A 17,576-nucleotide genomic window follows, 5' to 3' on the forward strand; every position below is an offset into this window, starting at 1 on the left:
AATAAACCTTATCGTGACCGCTGCCTGTCTGCTGAGCTATCATAGCTTAACGGTAGAAATCGTGAATAAAAAACTCACAATCTGCGGAGATCTGTAAGGGGCAGCCTGAGCCGTCTGACCGGCAGTGTTCAGTAGCCCGTGCCGCGCAGAACAACCGATACTGTCCGGAAGAGCACCGAAATATCCGTGCGCAGTGAAACAGCGCGCTCATATTCCGCATCATATTTGGCACGGTCACGGAAGCTGCAGTTGTTGCGGTCCGAAATCTGCCAGAACCCGGTCAGGCCGGGGCGCAGGCGGAAGTAGCTGGTGCCCGGATAGAGCGACCGCTGGGATACCATCATCGGGCGCGGGCCCACCAGCGACATGGACCCGGTCAGCACGTTGATCAGTTGCGGCAGCTCATCCATGGAGGTTCTGCGCAGGAACCTGCCCAGGCGGGTGATCCGGATATCGTTTTTGAGCTTTTGCGTGGTGTTCCACTCCTCGGCCAGCACCGGGTTCTCTGCCAGGTGCTGCTGCAGCAGCGCATCGGCGTTATGTACCATGGTGCGGATTTTGAGAATGCGGAAGGTCCGGCCGTTCAGGCCGATGCGTTTCTGGGTGTAAAACGGGGAATAGCCATCCAGGGCGACCATGAGGGCCATAAGAACAATAACAGGAAAGACGACGGGCATGCTGAGAATGACCAGAGTCACATCGAGAAGGCGCTTCCCGGCTGTTGCGTAGGAAAATGTAGGTAAGTAGTCAGGTTCGCTGACATTCTGATGAATACCCAGCTCGACCCGGGCTTCATGATTATCAAACGGCATAAACTGCTCCGATAGCAATATTGTCGGCACTCGTATTAAGTCTTCAGAACGAACACACACACCGGACAGGCGTCTTCAGACTTCAAGTACAGTATTACCTTTATTTAAGTAAAATACGAGTCATCTGTGTGACAAAAACAGGATGATTGCGTTTGTTGAGCAAAATAAGGGCGTCATTCGGGGCCCGCAACGCCACGCGCTGGTCTGATACACGCTAAGCTGGTGGGCCTCGTGCACAATGGCTGCCGCAGCGTCATTTCATCACCGGACCGGAACAAATCTCGAATCATGTCCAGATGATGTTCTTTGGCAACCATCCCGGGGCTTATAAATCATATGGTCACCATTATATTGACACTGTTGCACAATATACCGGAGACATCAGGCAGCTGACACGCCTTTGGTATGCCGCGGGTGTAGAAAGGTATACATGCTGTATCGGTACGACGGCATTTGGGTAAACAGACAGAAAGACAGTGCGTTATGGCGGCTGAGCTTTACGTAGAGTTTTTCGGATTCTCGGAACGGCCGTTTACCCTGCTTCCGGACCCCGATTTTCTGTTCTGGACCGGAAACCACCGCCGTGCCTATGCGGTGCTGGAATACGGTGTTGCAAGCCGCGCGCAGGCTACCGTGGTGACCGGCTCGATCGGGGCGGGCAAAACGACACTGATCCAGCATCTTCTGGCACGGCTCGATGACAGTGTGACGGTCGGGCTGATTTCCAATGCCCAGGGCGGGCGGGGCGATCTGCTGCGCTGGGTGCTCTATGCGCTGAACGTTGATGCGCCGATGGAGGCGCAGTACATCACGCTCTTCAGGATATTCCAGGATTTCGTGATCGCGGAATATGCTGCCGGACGGCATGTGCTTCTGGTCATTGACGAGGCGCAGAACCTCTCTGTGGAGGCGCTCGAAGAGCTGCGGATGCTGACCAACATCAATTCCGGCAAGGATGAGGTGCTGCAGCTGATCATCGTAGGTCAGCCCGAACTGCGGGAAATGATCTCGCGGCCCGAGCTGACGCAGTTCGCCCAGCGGATTACCGCAACTTTTCATCTGGAGCCTCTCGACTACCGGCAGACCCGGGCATATATCCAGCATCGCCTGCAGCATGCGGGTGGCACCGGCAATGAATTTTCGGTCTACGCTATGAAGAGCATCTTTGCTGAGAGCGAGGGCGTGCCGCGTGTGATCAACAAACTCTGTGATCTGGCGCTGGTCTATGCCGCGAGCGACGAGCGCAGACTGGTCGGCGTTGATGTGATCCGCGAACTGGTCGCAGACGGGCTGCTGATCAAATCCCGTAAGAGCCACGAGGTCTATGTCCTCGAAAACCCTATTGAACCACCGTTGAAAAAAGCAGTCGAATGACCCCCGAAGTCCAGTTCTATCTCAAGCTTCTCGTCCGGCGTCTTCCGGCTATGATGGTGCTTTTCCTGATTGCTACCTCGATCGGTGTTGTGATGGCCATGCGGCTGCCGACGCTCTACGATACCCGCGCCACGCTTCTGGTGGAGCGGGCCCAGATCCCCGAAGAGATGCTGCGCAGTGGCGGGATTCAACTGGCGACATCCCAGCAGCTCGAGATCATCCGCCAGCAGCTGCTGACCCGTGCGAACCTTATTGATGTGGCCAGAAACAACCGCGTCTTTCCGAACCAGTCGCGCATGAGCCCGGATGAGGTGGTGCGCGAGATGCGCAGCCGGACCCGGCTGCAGGTGCGCAGTGGGCGAGACCGCGCGACCCTGATGTATGTCAGTTTTGAGGGGCCGGATCCTGAACAGGTGGCGTCGGTTGCCAATGAATATGTGACCCTGATCCTGGCGGCCAATACCGAACTGCGCGCCGAGCGGGCCGAGGGCGCGCTCGCGTTCTTTGAGCAGGAAGTTGAGACCCTGACCCGCGATCTGGACGCGCAGAGCCGGAAAATCGCAGAATTCCGCCGGGAAAATGCAGATGCGCTGCCCGATAACCTGTCCTACCGCCAGGGGCGTCAGTCTCTGCTGCAGGAACGTCTGGCGCGTGTGGAACGCGAAATCGACACGCTGCAGCGTCAGCGTGAGAATGTTCAGGAATTCTATGAAAACACCGGTCAGCTGAGCAATCCGGACAATTCACGGCAGACGCCCGAGCAGCGCCGGCTGCGCGAGCTGCAGGGGCAGCTGCGGGTTGCTCTGGCTGTCTACTCAGAGGAAAATCCGCGGGTCCGTCTGCTGCGCAACCAGATTTCCGGCCTGGAGGCAGAAATCCAGGAGGCGCTGCGCGGGGCTGCGGGCGCTGGGGAAGAGGGAGCGGTCTCAGCCCTTGATGCCTCGCTGGTCGAACTGGACACCCAGCTGAACAGCCTGCGCGAGGACCGGGCCCGCACAGAGGACGAACTGATCGAGCTGGAGGCCAGCATCAACCGGACCCCGGCAAACGAGATTACACTGGAAGCGATGATCCGGGACCAGCAGAACCTGCGGTCGCTCTACACGGGGGCTGTGCAGCGGCTGTCACAGGCGCGGATCAGCGAGCGGGTCGAACTGTCTGCGCGCGGTGAGCGGATCACCGTGCTGGAGCCGGCCAGCATTCCCGGCGCGCCCTCCAGCCCGAACCGGCCGCTGGTCATGGGGGCCGGTGTTGCCGTCGGCACCGGCCTTGCGGTGCTGCTGTTTGTGGTGCTGGAGCTTCTCAACCAGTCTATCCGGCGTCCGGCAGATATCGTCCGTGGCATTGAGGTGACGCCGCTGGCCACGCTGCCGCGGTTTGAAACCACCGGGTCCCGCCGTCGTCGTCGTCTGCTGCAGATTATCTCGGCCGTGGTCACGGTGGTGGTGGTGCTGGGCGGCCTCTGGGCCGTGGACCAGTATTACCGGCCGCTCGATCAGATCTTCGCTCAGATCGTGGACCGGTTGCTGTGAGCGGATGGACAGGCACACAGGTGCGGCGGGTGACCCACAAGGGACTGAAACATGGATAAGTTACAGAAAGCACTCAAAAAAGCGCGTGAGCAGCGGGCCGGTCTGTCAGCCTCTGCACAGGTCCCTGACGCGGCACCGGCAGAAGAGGCTGCGGCCCCCGGAAAGCCGGGCAGTGTGGTCGCGCGCTGGCAGGCGCTGACCCCTGTAGAGCCGGACCTGGCCCACCTCAGGGCCAATCGTGTCATGACGCTGACACCCTGTCTGGAGGCCAACCCGTTCGACATTCTGCGCACCAAGATCCAGCTGCTGATGCGCAGCAATGGGTGGACCCGCCTTGCGGTGACATCCCCCGGCAGCGGCTGCGGGAAAACCACGCTGGCCTGTAACCTCGCCGCGGGCTTTTCGCGCCAGCGTGAGAAATACACCATGCTGTTCGAAATGGATCTGCGCCGCCCCAGTGTCAGCCGGCTCATGGGCTGCCGGCCGCAATACGGTGTCGAGAAACTGCTGACCCGGCAGGTCACGCCAGAGGAACAACTGCTGCGCTTCGGTGACAATGTGGCGTTTGCGATGGCGGAACACGCTATTCAGGACCCGACACAGATGCTGCTGTCAGGGCAGGCGGCCGGGATGATGGATCAGCTGCAGGAAGACTATGCGCCTGACACCATGATCTTTGATCTGCCGCCGATGCTGGTGACGGATGACGCACGGGCGATGCTCAACAGTGTCGACTGTGCGCTGATTGTCGTGCGCGCGGATCAGACAAAGATGAGCCAGCTCGACGTCTGCGAACGCGAGGTGGCGGAATATACCAATGTACTTGGGGTTGTTCTCAATAACTGCCGCTACATGAGCATGGAAGAAGGCTATGAGGGCTACTGAGACCGGCGCACGCATCCGTGCTGCTGATTGACACCGGGCGGATATTTTTCCCATCTGCCCGACGGGCACAGACATAAGGATCAGTTATGAAGATTGCCATGATCGGAACCGGATACGTTGGTCTGGTCTCGGGAGTTTGTTTTTCCGACTTCGGACATGAGGTTGTCTGTGTGGATAAGGACCCCGGCAAGCTCGCGCGGCTGAAGGCGGGCGAAGTGCCGATCTTCGAGCCGGGGCTTGATGATCTGATGGCGCGCAATGTGGCAGCGGGCCGGCTGTCCTTTACAGGTGATCTTGCGGCTGCGGTTGATGGTGCCGAGGCGGTTTTCATCGCGGTGGGCACGCCCACGCGCCGCGGGGACGGTCACGCTGATCTGACTTATGTGATGGCCGCGGCCGAAAGCATCGCCCATGCGCTGACCGGCTATACGGTTGTTGTGACCAAATCTACAGTGCCTGTGGGCACCAACCGGCAGGTCGGTGATGTGATCCGTGCCGCGCGCCCGGATGCGGAATTTGATGTGGCCTCCAACCCGGAATTCCTGCGTGAAGGGGCGGCGATTGACGATTTCATGCGCCCGGACCGGATTGTGGTGGGCGTGGAAAACGACCGCGCGGCCGAGGTGATGCAGGCGATTTACCGTCCGCTTTATCTGCGCGACTTCCCGATCCTCAGCACCGATCTGGAGAGTGCGGAGATGATCAAGTATGCTGCCAATGCCTTTCTGGCGACAAAGATCACCTTCATCAACGAAATTGCCGCCCTGTGCGAGCGCACCGGGGCGGATATCAAGGCGGTGTCCAAGGGCATGGGGTCAGACGGGCGGATCGGCTCGAAATTCCTGCACGCAGGTCCGGGCTACGGCGGGTCGTGCTTTCCCAAGGATACCCGGGCGCTGGCGCGTATCGGCCAGGACAATGCGGTGCCGATGCAGCTCACAGAGACTGTTATCAAGGTCAACGACGAGATCAAACGGCGGATGGTGGACAAGGTTTTTGACCTCTGCGGCGGCTCCGTCAACGGCAAAACCATCGCAGTGCTCGGGGTGACCTTCAAGCCGAACACAGATGATATGCGCGAGGCACCCTCACTGACCATCGTCCCGGCGCTCGTCGGCAATGGCGCAAATGTGCGTGTCGTCGATCCACAGGGAGAACGCGAGGGCGCAGCACTGCTGCCCGGCGTGACATGGCATGACGACGTCTATGACGCCACCGGGGGGGCAGATGCCGTAGTGCTGCTCACCGAGTGGAACGAATTCCGGGCGCTGGATCTGCAGCGGATGGCTGACGCGATGGCGCGCCCTGCGATGGCTGATCTGCGCAATATCTACTCTGAGCCGGTAGCGCAGCAGGCGGGCTTTACCGCCTATGTATCGGTCGGGCGCAGAGACGGTGATGCGGCCTGAAAGGGCCCGTCAGCGACCACAGACCGGCAACAGCAGTGGTGCAGAACCCTGTGGAGCAGATTGCAGCCTGAAGATATATAAACATAATTAACCTTACGCGCCTTACACTTATATGCGGGAGAGCGCTCCCCCCTGAAGTGTGATTACTATTAGAAAACAATGATTTATCTAATAGGAGAATACCGCATGGGCGCTGTTTGCACGCAACTATCACTGCAAGAACGCCGTAAGATCGAGAGCTGGTGGCATGCAAAGGTGCCCGTCAGAGAGCTGGCACAAATCGACGACCTTTCGCGAGATCAAACGCAATTTCCGGGCCGATGATGCCTTCCCGAAGAAGTACGCGGGTTACTTCCGCACGAAACCTGTCATGAGCAAGATCATGAAAGCGGTGCGCGACCTGCCCCACCCGGCGCGCCCGAAGATGGCTGCCGGGGAAACGCGACTTCATGGCAGTCACGGATCATGAATTGAAAATGATCTGCGACCGCCTCAACGCGACACACAGAAAATGTCCCGGATGGAAGACGCCCGCTGAAGTGTTCCGCGAAAAGATGATTACGGAGACAGGTCAACGCCCCCAACCGTCGAAGGCAAGAGGAGTCGCAGTTCAGGTATCGCTCACATCAGATGCGCAGGATATCTGCTGCGCGCGGCAGCACGCCTTTGGCATCCACGATCACCCCGCCGTCCCGCAGCAGCGGGTCGATCAGCGCCCGGCCCCGGGTGCGCAGCGTGTCATGCGGCACCGCCAGGATCACGGCCTCATAGGCCCCGGCTTCGGGTGTTTTCAGTGTTACCCCGAGGGTTTGTGTGGCGTCATCCGGATCGGCCAGCGGATCCCAGACATCCACAGCCATGCCATATGCCTCCAGGCTGTGCAGAATATCGGTCACACGTGTGTTGCGCAGGTCCGGGACGTTTTCCTTGAAGGTCAGCCCCAGGATCAGCGCACGTCCCCCTTTGATCTGCCGGTCCTCTGCGATCAGGCGGCGGATCAGCAGCTGTGCAATCCAGTCCCCCATCCCGTCATTAATGCGCCGGCCGGCCAGAACAATCTGCGGGTGATGCCCCTCCTGTTCGGCCCGGTGGGTCAGATAATAGGGGTCCACACCAATGCAGTGCCCGCCCACCAGCCCGGGTCGGAACGGCAGGAAGTTCCACTTCGTGCCCGCCGCGGCCAGCACATCCAGCGTATCGAGCCCCAGCCGTTCAAAGATCATGGCCAGCTCATTGATAAGCGCAATATTCACGTCGCGCTGCGTGTTCTCGATGACCTTTGCGGCCTCGGCCACCCGGATGGACGGGGCGGGATGCGTACCGGCGGTGATGATACGTCTGTAGAGGTCATCGACAAAACGTGCGGTGTCGGGGGTGGAGCCCGAAGTGATCTTGACGATATCGGCCAGCCTGTGGGTGGGGTCCCCTGGGTTGATCCGTTCGGGGCTGTAGCCGGCAAAGAAATCCCGGTTGAAGCTCAGCCCGGACCGGCGCTCGATCACCGGGATGCAGTCCTCTTCGGTGGCACCCGGATAGACCGTGCTCTCAAAGATCACCACATCGCCTGGTGCTATGACCGACCCCACGGTGTCTGATGCGCTGAGCAGCGCGGTCAGGTCGGGCCGTTTCATGGCATCCACAGGCGTCGGCACCGTGACGATATAGACGTTGCACTCTGCCAGATCCTCTGCGCGGGTCGTAAAGGTCAGGTGCTGCGCCTGTGCCAGCTCATCTGCATCCGTCTCTGCGGTGCGGTCATGGCCCGCGCGCAGTTCGTCGACACGGCGGGCATCCACGTCAAAGCCGGTGACCGGCGCACCGGCGCTGAACGCCAGCGCGAGCGGCAGGCCCACATACCCAAGCCCGATCACGCCAATCCGCGCTGTTTCCGCGTCCTGCACCCTGTCAGACCTGGTAGTAGTCGCGGAACCAGGCCACGAATTCTGATATGCCCTGTTTGTAGTCCGTGCGGGGCTGGTATCCGGTGAGGTTTTTCAGCAGCGTCGCATCTGCCCAGGTGGCGGGCACATCCCCTGTCTGCATGGGCATCATGTTGCGGGTCGCTGTCCGGCCAAGGCAGCTTTCGATCTCGTCCACGAAATCAAGCAGGCGTATCTTGTCAGAATTCCCGATATTGACCACGCGGAACGGCGCGGCCGGGCTCAGGCTGTCCCCGGGCACCGGTGCCTGTCCGGCCTCCGGGTGCGGCGGAACCGCATCGATCAGCAGCCGGATTCCCCGCACCAGATCGGTGACATAGGTGAAATCACGGTACATCTCGCCGTTGTTGTAGATGTCGATGGGCCGGTCCTTCAGGATCGCATCCGTGAACTTGAAGAGCGCCATATCCGGCCGCCCCCAGGGCCCGTAGACTGTAAAGAAGCGGAACATCGTGACCGGCAGCCCGTAGATATGGGCATAGGAATGGCCCATTGCCTCATTGGCCTTTTTGGTTGCCGCATAGATGGTCAGCGGCGTGTCCGCCTTGTCCGTCTCGGTAAAGGGCATCTCGGTATTGGCCCCATAGACCGACGAGGTCGAGGCCATAAGCAGGTGTCGGACCTCGCCGGCACGCGCGGCTTCCATCACGTTGAAGGTGCCTGTCACGTTGCTTTCGACATAGGCGCGGGGGTTTTCCAGGCTGTAGCGCACGCCGGCCTGGCCTGCGAGGTGCACAATGATGTCGGGGGCGAAATCCGCCGCGACGCCGGCCAGAACGTCGTTTTCCTCCAGCATTGCTGTTGTGGCGCTGAAGCCTTCATTCTGCAGCAGGATTCTGTGCCGGCGGTCCTTCAGACGGACATCATAGTAATCCGTCATCCCGTCATAGCCATGCACCTGAAACCCCTCCTCCAGCAGGAGGCGGCTGAGGTGAAATCCGATAAACCCGGCAGAGCCGGTGACAAGAACTTTGGTCATGCCCGGTTGGTAGCAGGCACACGGCGGATTGACGAGGGACGGATTGACAAAACAGCGTGTCTCTTCTGTGAGCGGGCCGCCCCCCGCCCGTTCCGGTGGCACCAGCCTCTGAACAGGGCCGCCGCGCGTACAAAATGGTTTTGATCTTCATCTTCTGTTTACCAAAATCAGAGTTACTGGGGGCTTAACGACCATTACACTATTGCGCCCGTTTCCATTGCTGACGTCGATTATAAATTTACGAGCCCTTGCGATCATCCTCATTGTCGCCGGGCATATGTACCCCCTCGCTGAGATACGTTTCGGGTCAGGGACAGAGGCCTTTGCCGCCAATCTCATCACCGGCGGGACGACGTTCTTCGTCTTTATTTCCGGGTATATGTTCCAACACGTCTTTTGTGCCCGCTTCAGCTACGGGCGCTTTATGCTGGGCAAATGCCGCACGGTGCTGATCCCCTATGTGGTGATTTCCATACCCTTCATCCTGTGGTTCCTGCACAGCGCTCCGCCGCAGGGGGTGGCCAACTACGCCACATTTGCAGGCTGGACCCCTGAGTCAGACGCCGGGGTGCAGCTGGCCGCGGCGCTGAAACTGTTCCTGACCGGCAAATTCAATATCGCCGCCTGGTATATTCCCTTTGTCATGATCCTGTTTGCCATGTCCCCGTTCCACAAATGGTTCGCCGGGCAGAACAGGACGGCCCAGATTGCCATCGTCACGGCCTGGTTCGTGCTGGCCCTGCTGATGCACCGGCCGCCTGGGAACCTGAACCCGGTGCAGTCTGTAATCTATTTCTCGCCCGTCTATCTGATCGGCATCCTGTGCGCGCAGAACAAAGAGACGCTGCTGCGCTGGATGGAGGGCAAAGAATGGCAGGCGTTGCTGGCGGTTGCGGTTATAAATGCCGTGCAGGTCGGGCTGGGCCGGCAGGGCAATTACCACAGCAGTCTTCTGAGTTATGACGGCATCGACCTGATGCTGCTGCAAAAGACACTGCTGACGATCGCGCTCTTTTGCCTGTTCGAGCGCCGGGTCCATATCAGCCCGCCTCTGGTATCGCTGGTCTCTGCTTCCAGCTTTGCGCTTTTCTTTCTGCACCCGGGGTTTCTGGTGGTGTTGCCGCAGCTGGGATATGTGCCGCTGCTCGGAGGAGGCTGGGGGGATCTGGTGCTCGTGACGGCGCTTGCCTGTGTGGTCTGCCTGGCGCTGGCGCTGGGGATGAAGCAGCTTTTTGGGCCGCGCAGCCGCTATCTGCTGGGCTACTGAGGGTCTGTCACAGGATATGCCGCAGATGGGCCAGTCCCGCCGCGAGCAGTGCCCGGGCCGCCTCTTCCTGCTGTGCCTCGACATAAAGCCGCAGTTCCGGCGCATTGCCGGAGGGGCGCACATGGACCACGCGGCCGTCCTGCAGGGTCATGCGCACCCCGTCGGTCAGGTCACATGATCCCTCTGCCCCGTCCAGGGCGGCCAGAAATTCTGCCCGCGCGGCAGGGTTTTCTGACAGGTCTCTGATCAGCGGGCCCGATTTTTCCTGCGCGATGTCCTGCAGACGGTCGGCCACGGTGACCACGGGGGGTTCCTGTGCAACCCGGCGGGACAAAGGCGCGTCTCCGGCAGCGATCAGGGTCATGATCAGCGGCAGTATGCAGTCGCGGGTCCTCAGGGCGGGCAGTGGCCCCGCAGGTCCCCGGGCCTCAAAGCCCAGCAGAAAACCACCGTTGGCCTCATAGCCGGCCACGCGGCCGCCCAGCTCCTCCATGCCCGCAATGACATAAGGAGAGCCGATCCGCGTGCGCAGCACCCGGCCCACCCCTTTATGCAGGATACCGCTGTTGGACGAGACCGGCGTGACCACCGCCTCTGCCTGCAGGGCCTCTGCCGTGATCTGCCCCATGATATCGCCCGGAACGATCCGGCCGGTTTCATCGGCCAGCAGCGGGCGGTCTGAATCGCCGTCCGTCGAGACCAGCGCATCAAGGCCGTGTTCCGCCACCCAGGCTGTGATCTGTGTACGCGTCGCGGGGTCGACTGCCTCGGTATCGACCGGAATGAAATGCTCTGAGCGCCCCAGTTCGGTGACCTCTGCGCCCAGACCGGTCAGGATTTCTGCCAGCAGATCGCGACCCACGGCGGAATGGCTGTAAAGGCCGATGCGGCGCCCGGCGAGCCGGCCCGTCCCGCATCCCTGCAGATAGCGGGCCACGAAATCCGGGCCCGCGGTGTCGTTCCGCCGGAGGGGATTTGTCTCTGACACGGGGTTTTCGGCACTTGTTCCAAGAGCGGCGGTGATCGCCTGCTCATGGGCTTTGGTGATCTCGCCCTGCGGGGTGTAGAATTTCAGCCCGTTGCGGTCGGCAGGGATATGGCTGCCGGTGACCATGATGGCTCCAGCGCCCTGTGACATTGCCGCCAGTGCCAGCGCGGGCGTCGGCACAGAGCCCGCATCGGTTACGGTCACGCCCATGCTGCGTGCGGCCTGTGCGATATCCGCCGCCAGGCGCGGCGATGAAGGCCGCAGATCCTGTCCCACAAAAAGACCCGTGCCCACATCGCAGGACGCGATAAAGGCGCGGACATGGGCGGCCACCAGATCCGGTGTCAGATCTGTTACCAGGCCGCGCAGGCCGCTTGTTCCGAATTGAGCCGCCATGACCGGGCCTTTCTGTCAGAGTTTGCTCAGGTAGGTGCCGTAATCATTCTTGGCATATTTCTGTGCCTCACGGTGCAGATCCCCGCGGGTGATCCAGCCCAGTTCAAAGGCGATTTCCTCAGGGCAGCCGATCTGCTGGCCCTGGCGTTTCTCGATGGTGCGCACGAAATTGCCCGCATCCAGCAGGCTGCCATGGGTGCCGGTATCGAGCCAGGCATAACCGCGGCCCATACGCTGTACCTTCAGGCTGCCCTCGGCCAGATACATCTCCAGCAGCGTGGTAATCTCCACCTCGCCGCGCGCCGACGGCTTTACAGCCCGTGCCTTTGCCGGGGCCGTCCCATCCACAAAATAGAGCCCGGTGACCGCGTGGTTCGACGGCGGCACCTCAGGTTTTTCAATAATCCCGCGCACCGTGCCGTCCTCCTCGAAATCTACCACGCCATAGCGTTCGGGGTCCGCCACCTGATAGCCGAACACGGTGGCCCCGGCGCTGCGGGCATCGGCTTCAGCCATCAGGTCGGGCAGGCCCTGGCCGAAAAAGATATTGTCCCCCAGCACCAGCGCTGAGGGTGCGCCTGCCAGAAATTCCTCGGCCAGAATGAAAGCCTGGGCCAGCCCGTCGGGCGAGGGCTGTGCGATATACGTCAGGCTGACGCCCCACTGCGCGCCATCCCCCAGCATACGCTGAAACTGGTGCTGATCCCCGGGCGTTGTGATGACGGCAACCTCGCGGATGCCTGCCAGCATCAGCACCGACAGCGGATAGTAGATCATCGGCTTGTCATAGATCGGCAGCAGCTGTTTGGAGACCCCCAGCGTGATCGGATAAAGCCGTGTCCCGGAGCCGCCGGCCAGGATGATCCCTTTGCGTTGCATCGAAAAACTCCTTTATCAGGCTCTGTTCAGGTCACTGAGAACGTCTGCGAGACCCGCCCGCCAGTCCGGAGCCGGTACACCAAAGGCATCCGTGGTGCCGGAACAGTCCAGCCGGGAATTGAGCGGGCGTGCGGCAGGTGTTGGATAGTCCGCCGTGGGGATATCCGAGACTGTGACGTCCATATCCGCCTGCGCGAAAATCCCGCGGGCAAAATCCGCCCAGCTGACCGCCGGCTGACCACTGAAATGATAGGTACCAAAGAGTTCCTTATCGTCCTGCAGCGCGCGCGCCATGGTCATGCAGGCCGCTGCAATATCGCGCGCAGGTGTCGGCCCGCCGATCTGATCGGCCACGATGCTCAGGGCATCGCGGTCCGCCCCCAGCCGCAGCATGGTCTTCACAAAATTCGCACCATGGGCCGAAAACACCCAGGACGTGCGCAGGATCGCATAAATGCCCCCTGCCCCGGCAACGCCACGCTCGCCGCCCAGTTTGCTGGCGCCATAGACGCCCAGCGGTCCCGTTGCATCGCCGGGCTGCCAGGGACTGTCACCGGTGCCGTCAAAGACATAATCGGTCGAGATATGCACAAAGGGCAGCCCCCGCGCCGCCGCCGCAGCGGCCATCGCTGTGGGGGCCATTGCATTCACGATCATTGCCGTGTCGCGGTCATCCTCGGCCTTGTCGACGGCTGTGTACGCGGCTGCGTTGATCACTGCAGCTGCATCCGTTTCCGCAATCACTGCTTCGCAGGCCCCGGGGTCGGTCAGATCCGCCTGATCGCGGCCCAGACAGGTCACGCCCTCGTGGCGGGCCAGCTCCGTCGCCACCTGCCCTGTTTTGCCGAACACCAGAACCTTCACGCGGAAACGCCCAGGCGGGTGCCCACCCCCTTGCGGTTCTGTAAGCTGCGCCACCAGGCCTCGTTGTCGAGATACCACTGCACGGTCTTTTCCAGCCCTTCCTCGAGGGTGACCGAGGGCCGCCAGCCCAGTTCCCCGGCGATCCGCGCGGGGTCAATCGCATAGCGCATGTCATGGCCCGGACGGTCTGTCACAAAGGTGATCTGGTCCTCGTAGGGACTGTTTTTCGGGCGTTTCTCTTCGAGGATCCGGCAGATCATGCGCACGATATCGATGTTTTTCGCTTCGTTCTCGCCACCGATATTATAGCTGCGCCCGACCTGCCCTTTTTCCAGCACCGTCAGCAGTGCATCAGCGTGATCCTCGACATAGAGCCAGTCGCGCACGTTCTCGCCTGCTCCGTAGACAGGGATATCCTTACCCGCCAGCGCATTGAGGATGACCACCGGGATCAGCTTTTCGGGGAAATGGAAGGGGCCATAGTTGTTGGAGCAGTTAGTCAGCACTACCGGCAGACCATAGGTTTCTGCCCAGGCCCGCACCAGGTGATCGCTGGCCGCCTTGGAGGCAGAATAGGGTGAGCGCGGATCATAGGGTGTGGTCTCGGTAAACTGCCCGGTCTCGCCCAGCGATCCGAACACCTCATCGGTCGAGATATGGTGAAAGCGGAAGCTGTCAGGTCTGCCCTGTGCCGTCCAGTAGCTGCGCACGGCCTCCAGCAGCTGGTAGGTCCCGGTGATATTCGTCTCGATGAAGTCGCCGGGACCGTCGATGGACCGGTCCACATGGGATTCCGCGGCCAGATGCATCACCGCATCGGGCTGATGGGCTGCCAGAATCCGGTCGAGCGCTGCCCGGTCGCGGATATCGGCCTGTTCAAAGGCATAGAGCGGGCTGTCCGCCACTGAGGCCACATTTTCCAGGCAGGCCGCATAGGTCAGCGCATCAAGGTTCACAACCTCATGCCCGCGTGCCACAGCAAGCCGCACTACAGCAGAGCCGATGAACCCCGCACCCCCTGTTACCAGCAGTTTCATGCACCACCCTCCCAGACAAAGGGGCTGTTGAAATCAGCAAAGAGCTGAGCGGCGGCGTCCTTTTGCGACAGAACAGGTTCCGTGCCCCCCAGGCCCCAGTCGATCCCGATATCCGGGCTGTCAAAGCGCACAGCCCCGTCACATTCGGGCGCGTAGTAGTCCGAACACTTGTAGATGATCTCGGTGTCCGGCACCCGGGTGATAAACCCGTGCAGAAAGCCCTCGGGCACCAGCAGTTGCTGGCCGTTCTCAGCGCTCAGCTCTGCCCCGGTCCACTGACCATATGTGGGCGAGCCGCGGCGCACATCGACCACCACATCGAAAAACGCGCCCTGCCCGCAGCGCACAAGCTTGGCCTGGGCATGAGGGGGTGACTGAAAATGCAGTCCGCGCACGGTGCCCGGCTGCGCCGACAGCGAATGGTTGTCCTGGACCCAGTCGTATTCCAGGCCGGCCTCTGCCATGGCCCGGCGACTCCAGCTTTCACTGAAAAAACCGCGCGCGTCCCGGAACCGCTGCGGTGTCAGCAGCAGAACTCCACTCAGGGAAGTTTTCTGGATGTCCATGGATACCGTCAGTTCCTGTTGTAGATGTCTTCGTAGCGCACGATATCATCTTCGCCCAGATAGGCGCCGGTCTGTACCTCGATCAGGTACATCGGCAGCTGACCGGGGTTTTCCATCCGGTGTACCTCGCCCAGCGGGATATAGACCGACTGGTTTTCTGTCAGCAGCTGTTCGGTTTCCCCGATGGTCACGCGGGCGGTGCCGGCCACCACGATCCAGTGCTCGGACCGGTGCACATGGCTTTGCAGGCTCAGAATGCCGCCGGGTTTGACCATGATGCGCTTGACCTGAAAGCGGTTGCCCAGGCACAGGGTCTCGTACCAGCCCCAGGGGCGGTGAAACCGCGGATAGTCTGTCGCCTGGGCGACGCGGGCGGCCTTCATGACGGTCACGGCGTCTTTCACCTGCTGGGCGGCGCTCATGTCGGCGACAAGCACCGCGTCCCGCATGGCGACTGCAACCACATCCTTCAGGCCGACACCGACAAGGTGCAGGTTCTCATCTTCTGAACGCAGGAAGCTGTTCTCACAATCCACCGTTGTAACCTCGCCCTGGCGTACGACGCCGGCCTCATCGGGGTCCAGTGCCGCCCAGAGCGCATCCCAGCTGCCCAGATCAGACCAGCCGGTATTCAGTGGTACGGCCATGATATTTCCGGCTTTTTCCATAACGGCATAGTCGATGGATTCAGCCCGGGCCGTGGCAAAAGCCTCTGCGTCCAGCCGCATGAAGCCCAGATCCTCTGCCCCGCCCTCCAGTGCAGCACGGCAGGGTGCGATCATATCCGGTGCATGGTCCCCGAACGCTGCAATGATATCGCGGACCCGCCAGAGAAAGAGCCCGGCATTCCACAGGTGCCGGCCACTGGACAGAAAGGTCCCGGCGGTATCCTGGTCGGGTTTTTCGGTGAAACTGCTCAGTGGTACCGGTGTGGTGCCTTCCGGCACCCGGGAGAGTTCCAGATAGCCATAGGCCGTCTCGGGCCGTGTCGGGGTCACGCCAAAGGTGACAAGATGACCGGCCCGGGCCGCCTCTGCCGCCTCGCGGACCGCCGCGTGGAAGGCTTCTGTTTCAGCCATTACATGGTCTGACGGGGCGATGAGCATCATCGCGTCCGGTTCGTCCTCCAGCATCAGCGCTGCCGTCAGGATCGCCGGTGCGGTATTCCGCATGGCAGGCTCGATCACCACCCGCGCATCGCTCAGTCCGATGGCCTTGCACTGTTCCATCGCAATAAAGCGGAAATCGGCATTCGTCATGACAAAGGGGGCCGCAAAATCCGGGCCGGACAATCGTTTCAGCGTTGCCTGAAACAGTGTTTCATCTCCGAAAATCCGGCCGAACTGCTTGGGATAGGCTGCGCGGGAGGTTGGCCACAGACGGGACCCGGACCCGCCGCAGAGAATAACCGGATAAATCATAACGCTCTGTACCCTGTGCCGCAGGAAAATCAGTACCGCTATATTAGGATGCCATTATGGTTTCAACATGGCACAGATTCCGGTTTTTCGGGGCAGCCGGTGAAAATCTGCGCAACGGGATGGCACCGGCGACGCGTCCCGATGCTCTGTCTTCTGCCGGGCGCGCTGGTTTACAGGGTGATTGGGACACAAAAAAGGGCGGGAATGAAACCATTCCCGCCCGTATATTCATCTGTCTGAAGGATCAGACGATCAGGATGCTTTCCGGCGACGACGTGCCAGACCCAGACCACCCAGTGCTGTCAGCAGCAGGACACCGCCTGCCGGTACAGGAATGGCTGTGATCTTGATGATCATGTCATCACGGTCGCCATCGTCTGTGCTGTCACCGTACATCGCGTAGTAGCTGTGGCCATCGGGCGCCAGCGCGAAGGAGATGTTCACGCCTTCCGGGTTGCCGCCAACACCGTTGGTGATGAAGCGCGTGGCCGGCAGCGACGAGTCGTTCGAGCTGAATGTGAAGTCAACCAGACCTGCGTCTGCCAGCGCGTTGGAGCTTGTACCGGCTTCTGTTGTATCTTCGTTGAACAGCAGGTTTGTCATTTCGAAGGCGCGGTTTGTGAAACCCGCTTCGCTGCCCATGAATGTGAAGACCAGGCGGCGGTCCTTTGCGAGAGACAGGCCTGCGTCCGCGATGGTCGCGGATGTGAAATGCAGGATCGGTGTGCCAACGGAGAGACCGGGCACGGACGGGTTCGGGTCAAAATCGCTCGGCAGAACGGCTTCTTCACCGCCTACGATGGACAGCAGTCCTGCTGATGCCTGGCCTGCGAACATCGCAGCGCCTGCAAGAGCACTAAAGATAAAAGTCTTTTTCATAAAGTCACCTCTGTGGTTTTCCCAAGGCCCAATACGGACCCCACTCTTCTCGCCTTAGTTTTAACACAAATTAACGTCTGGTTAACAGCGGACCGCCTCAAAAGGGCCCTATTTGTTCTGCAGGAGGCTCTTTTGTTGGGTTTTCGGGAGTTTTGTTGCCCGGAATGGTGGTTTTTTCAGCATTTCAGTACGGATTTTCCGGCAAAAAAGAGACCAGCCAGCGAATCACCCCCGATTTCAGGGTGGAAAAAGCAAGTCGATTTTCTACTAATGCGGGAAATGAGCGGATTTATGTCTATGCGGTCTGACGGCCCAGCGAATCGCCCCTGCTGCTCATGGCAAAAGGCA

Annotated in this window: 16 protein-coding genes and 1 pseudogene; 7 read left to right on the top strand and 10 right to left on the bottom strand. The window is 60.6% G+C overall.

The genetic code is table 11. The features are described 5' to 3' along the window. Positions 1-128: 128 nt before the first annotated feature. Positions 129-812: a sugar transferase gene (locus tag AB4K19_RS00065; protein ID WP_375227255.1), complete on the bottom strand. Its 684-nt coding sequence runs from the start codon at positions 810-812 to the stop codon at positions 129-131. A gap of 483 nt (positions 813-1,295) precedes the next feature. Here AB4K19_RS00065 and AB4K19_RS00070 point away from each other — a divergent pair, with 483 nt between their 5' ends. The 6 genes and pseudogenes from AB4K19_RS00070 to AB4K19_RS00095 all read left to right on the top strand — a co-directional run. Continuing rightward, a complete protein-coding gene (locus AB4K19_RS00070; RefSeq protein WP_375227256.1) occupies positions 1,296-2,186 on the top strand; it encodes an ExeA family protein in 891 nt (296 codons plus the stop codon). Beyond that, entirely contained in the window at positions 2,183-3,718 is a 1,536-nt protein-coding gene (locus AB4K19_RS00075) for a GumC family protein (protein ID WP_436397455.1), read from the top strand. The genes AB4K19_RS00070 and AB4K19_RS00075 overlap by 4 nt, the downstream gene beginning before the upstream one ends. A gap of 51 nt (positions 3,719-3,769) precedes the next feature. Beyond that, positions 3,770-4,603: a tyrosine-protein kinase family protein gene (locus tag AB4K19_RS00080; protein ID WP_375227259.1), complete on the top strand. Its 834-nt coding sequence runs from the start codon at positions 3,770-3,772 to the stop codon at positions 4,601-4,603. A gap of 86 nt (positions 4,604-4,689) precedes the next feature. Beyond that, entirely contained in the window at positions 4,690-6,012 is a 1,323-nt protein-coding gene (locus tag AB4K19_RS00085) for a UDP-glucose dehydrogenase family protein (protein ID WP_375227260.1), read from the top strand. Positions 6,013-6,259: 247 nt separating this feature from the next. Continuing rightward, positions 6,260-6,481: a hypothetical protein gene (locus AB4K19_RS00090; RefSeq protein WP_375227261.1), complete on the top strand. Its 222-nt coding sequence runs from the start codon at positions 6,260-6,262 to the stop codon at positions 6,479-6,481. Further along, positions 6,423-6,578, top strand: a pseudogene (locus tag AB4K19_RS00095) (IS30 family transposase); the annotation flags it as partial. The gene AB4K19_RS00090 and the pseudogene AB4K19_RS00095, both read left to right, overlap by 59 nt. A gap of 60 nt (positions 6,579-6,638) precedes the next feature. Here AB4K19_RS00095 and AB4K19_RS00100 read toward each other — a convergent pair. Together AB4K19_RS00100 and AB4K19_RS00105 are read right to left on the bottom strand one after the other, a co-directional pair. Next, the gene (locus AB4K19_RS00100) at positions 6,639-7,913 is read right to left on the bottom strand and encodes a nucleotide sugar dehydrogenase (RefSeq protein ID WP_436397456.1); all 1,275 of its coding nucleotides are present in this window, start codon (positions 7,911-7,913) and stop codon (positions 6,639-6,641) included. Positions 7,914-7,917: 4 nt separating this feature from the next. Then, positions 7,918-8,931, bottom strand: coding sequence for an NAD-dependent epimerase/dehydratase family protein (locus tag AB4K19_RS00105; protein WP_436397457.1), 1,014 nt, complete (start codon positions 8,929-8,931; stop codon positions 7,918-7,920). Positions 8,932-9,148: 217 nt separating this feature from the next. Here AB4K19_RS00105 and AB4K19_RS00110 point away from each other — a divergent pair, with 217 nt between their 5' ends. After that, a complete protein-coding gene (locus AB4K19_RS00110) occupies positions 9,149-10,198 on the top strand; it encodes an acyltransferase family protein (RefSeq protein ID WP_436397459.1) in 1,050 nt (349 codons plus the stop codon). A 7-nt stretch (positions 10,199-10,205) separates the two neighbouring features. Here AB4K19_RS00110 and AB4K19_RS00115 read toward each other — a convergent pair whose 3' ends face one another. The 7 genes from AB4K19_RS00115 to AB4K19_RS00145 form a co-directional block, all read right to left on the bottom strand. After that, the gene (locus tag AB4K19_RS00115) at positions 10,206-11,582 is read right to left on the bottom strand and encodes a phosphomannomutase (RefSeq protein WP_436397460.1); all 1,377 of its coding nucleotides are present in this window, start codon (positions 11,580-11,582) and stop codon (positions 10,206-10,208) included. Between the two features lie 15 nt (positions 11,583-11,597). After that, a complete protein-coding gene (rfbA, locus tag AB4K19_RS00120) occupies positions 11,598-12,461 on the bottom strand; it encodes a glucose-1-phosphate thymidylyltransferase RfbA (RefSeq protein ID WP_375227267.1) in 864 nt (287 codons plus the stop codon). Between the two features lie 15 nt (positions 12,462-12,476). Beyond that, a complete protein-coding gene (gene rfbD / locus AB4K19_RS00125) occupies positions 12,477-13,325 on the bottom strand; it encodes a dTDP-4-dehydrorhamnose reductase (RefSeq protein WP_436397461.1) in 849 nt (282 codons plus the stop codon). Further along, complete coding sequence (gene rfbB / locus AB4K19_RS00130) at positions 13,322-14,362, bottom strand: dTDP-glucose 4,6-dehydratase (protein ID WP_436397463.1); 1,041 nt, start codon at positions 14,360-14,362, stop codon at positions 13,322-13,324. Before rfbB ends, rfbD begins: the two co-directional genes overlap by 4 nt. Continuing rightward, positions 14,359-14,928: a dTDP-4-dehydrorhamnose 3,5-epimerase gene (gene rfbC, locus AB4K19_RS00135; RefSeq protein WP_436397465.1), complete on the bottom strand. Its 570-nt coding sequence runs from the start codon at positions 14,926-14,928 to the stop codon at positions 14,359-14,361. The genes rfbB and rfbC overlap by 4 nt, the downstream gene beginning before the upstream one ends. Positions 14,929-14,936: 8 nt before the next feature. Then, positions 14,937-16,349, bottom strand: coding sequence for a mannose-1-phosphate guanylyltransferase/mannose-6-phosphate isomerase (locus AB4K19_RS00140; RefSeq protein ID WP_436397421.1), 1,413 nt, complete (start codon positions 16,347-16,349; stop codon positions 14,937-14,939). Positions 16,350-16,601: 252 nt separating this feature from the next. Continuing rightward, positions 16,602-17,228 carry a VPLPA-CTERM sorting domain-containing protein gene (locus AB4K19_RS00145; protein ID WP_436397422.1) on the bottom strand — a complete coding sequence of 209 codons (627 nt, stop codon included), beginning with the start codon at positions 17,226-17,228 and terminating at the stop codon, positions 16,602-16,604. Positions 17,229-17,576: the final 348 nt, after the last annotated feature.

This window comes from Roseobacter phycocola (genome assembly GCF_042055075.2).
In the GTDB taxonomy this organism is placed as follows: domain Bacteria; phylum Pseudomonadota; class Alphaproteobacteria; order Rhodobacterales; family Rhodobacteraceae; genus Roseobacter.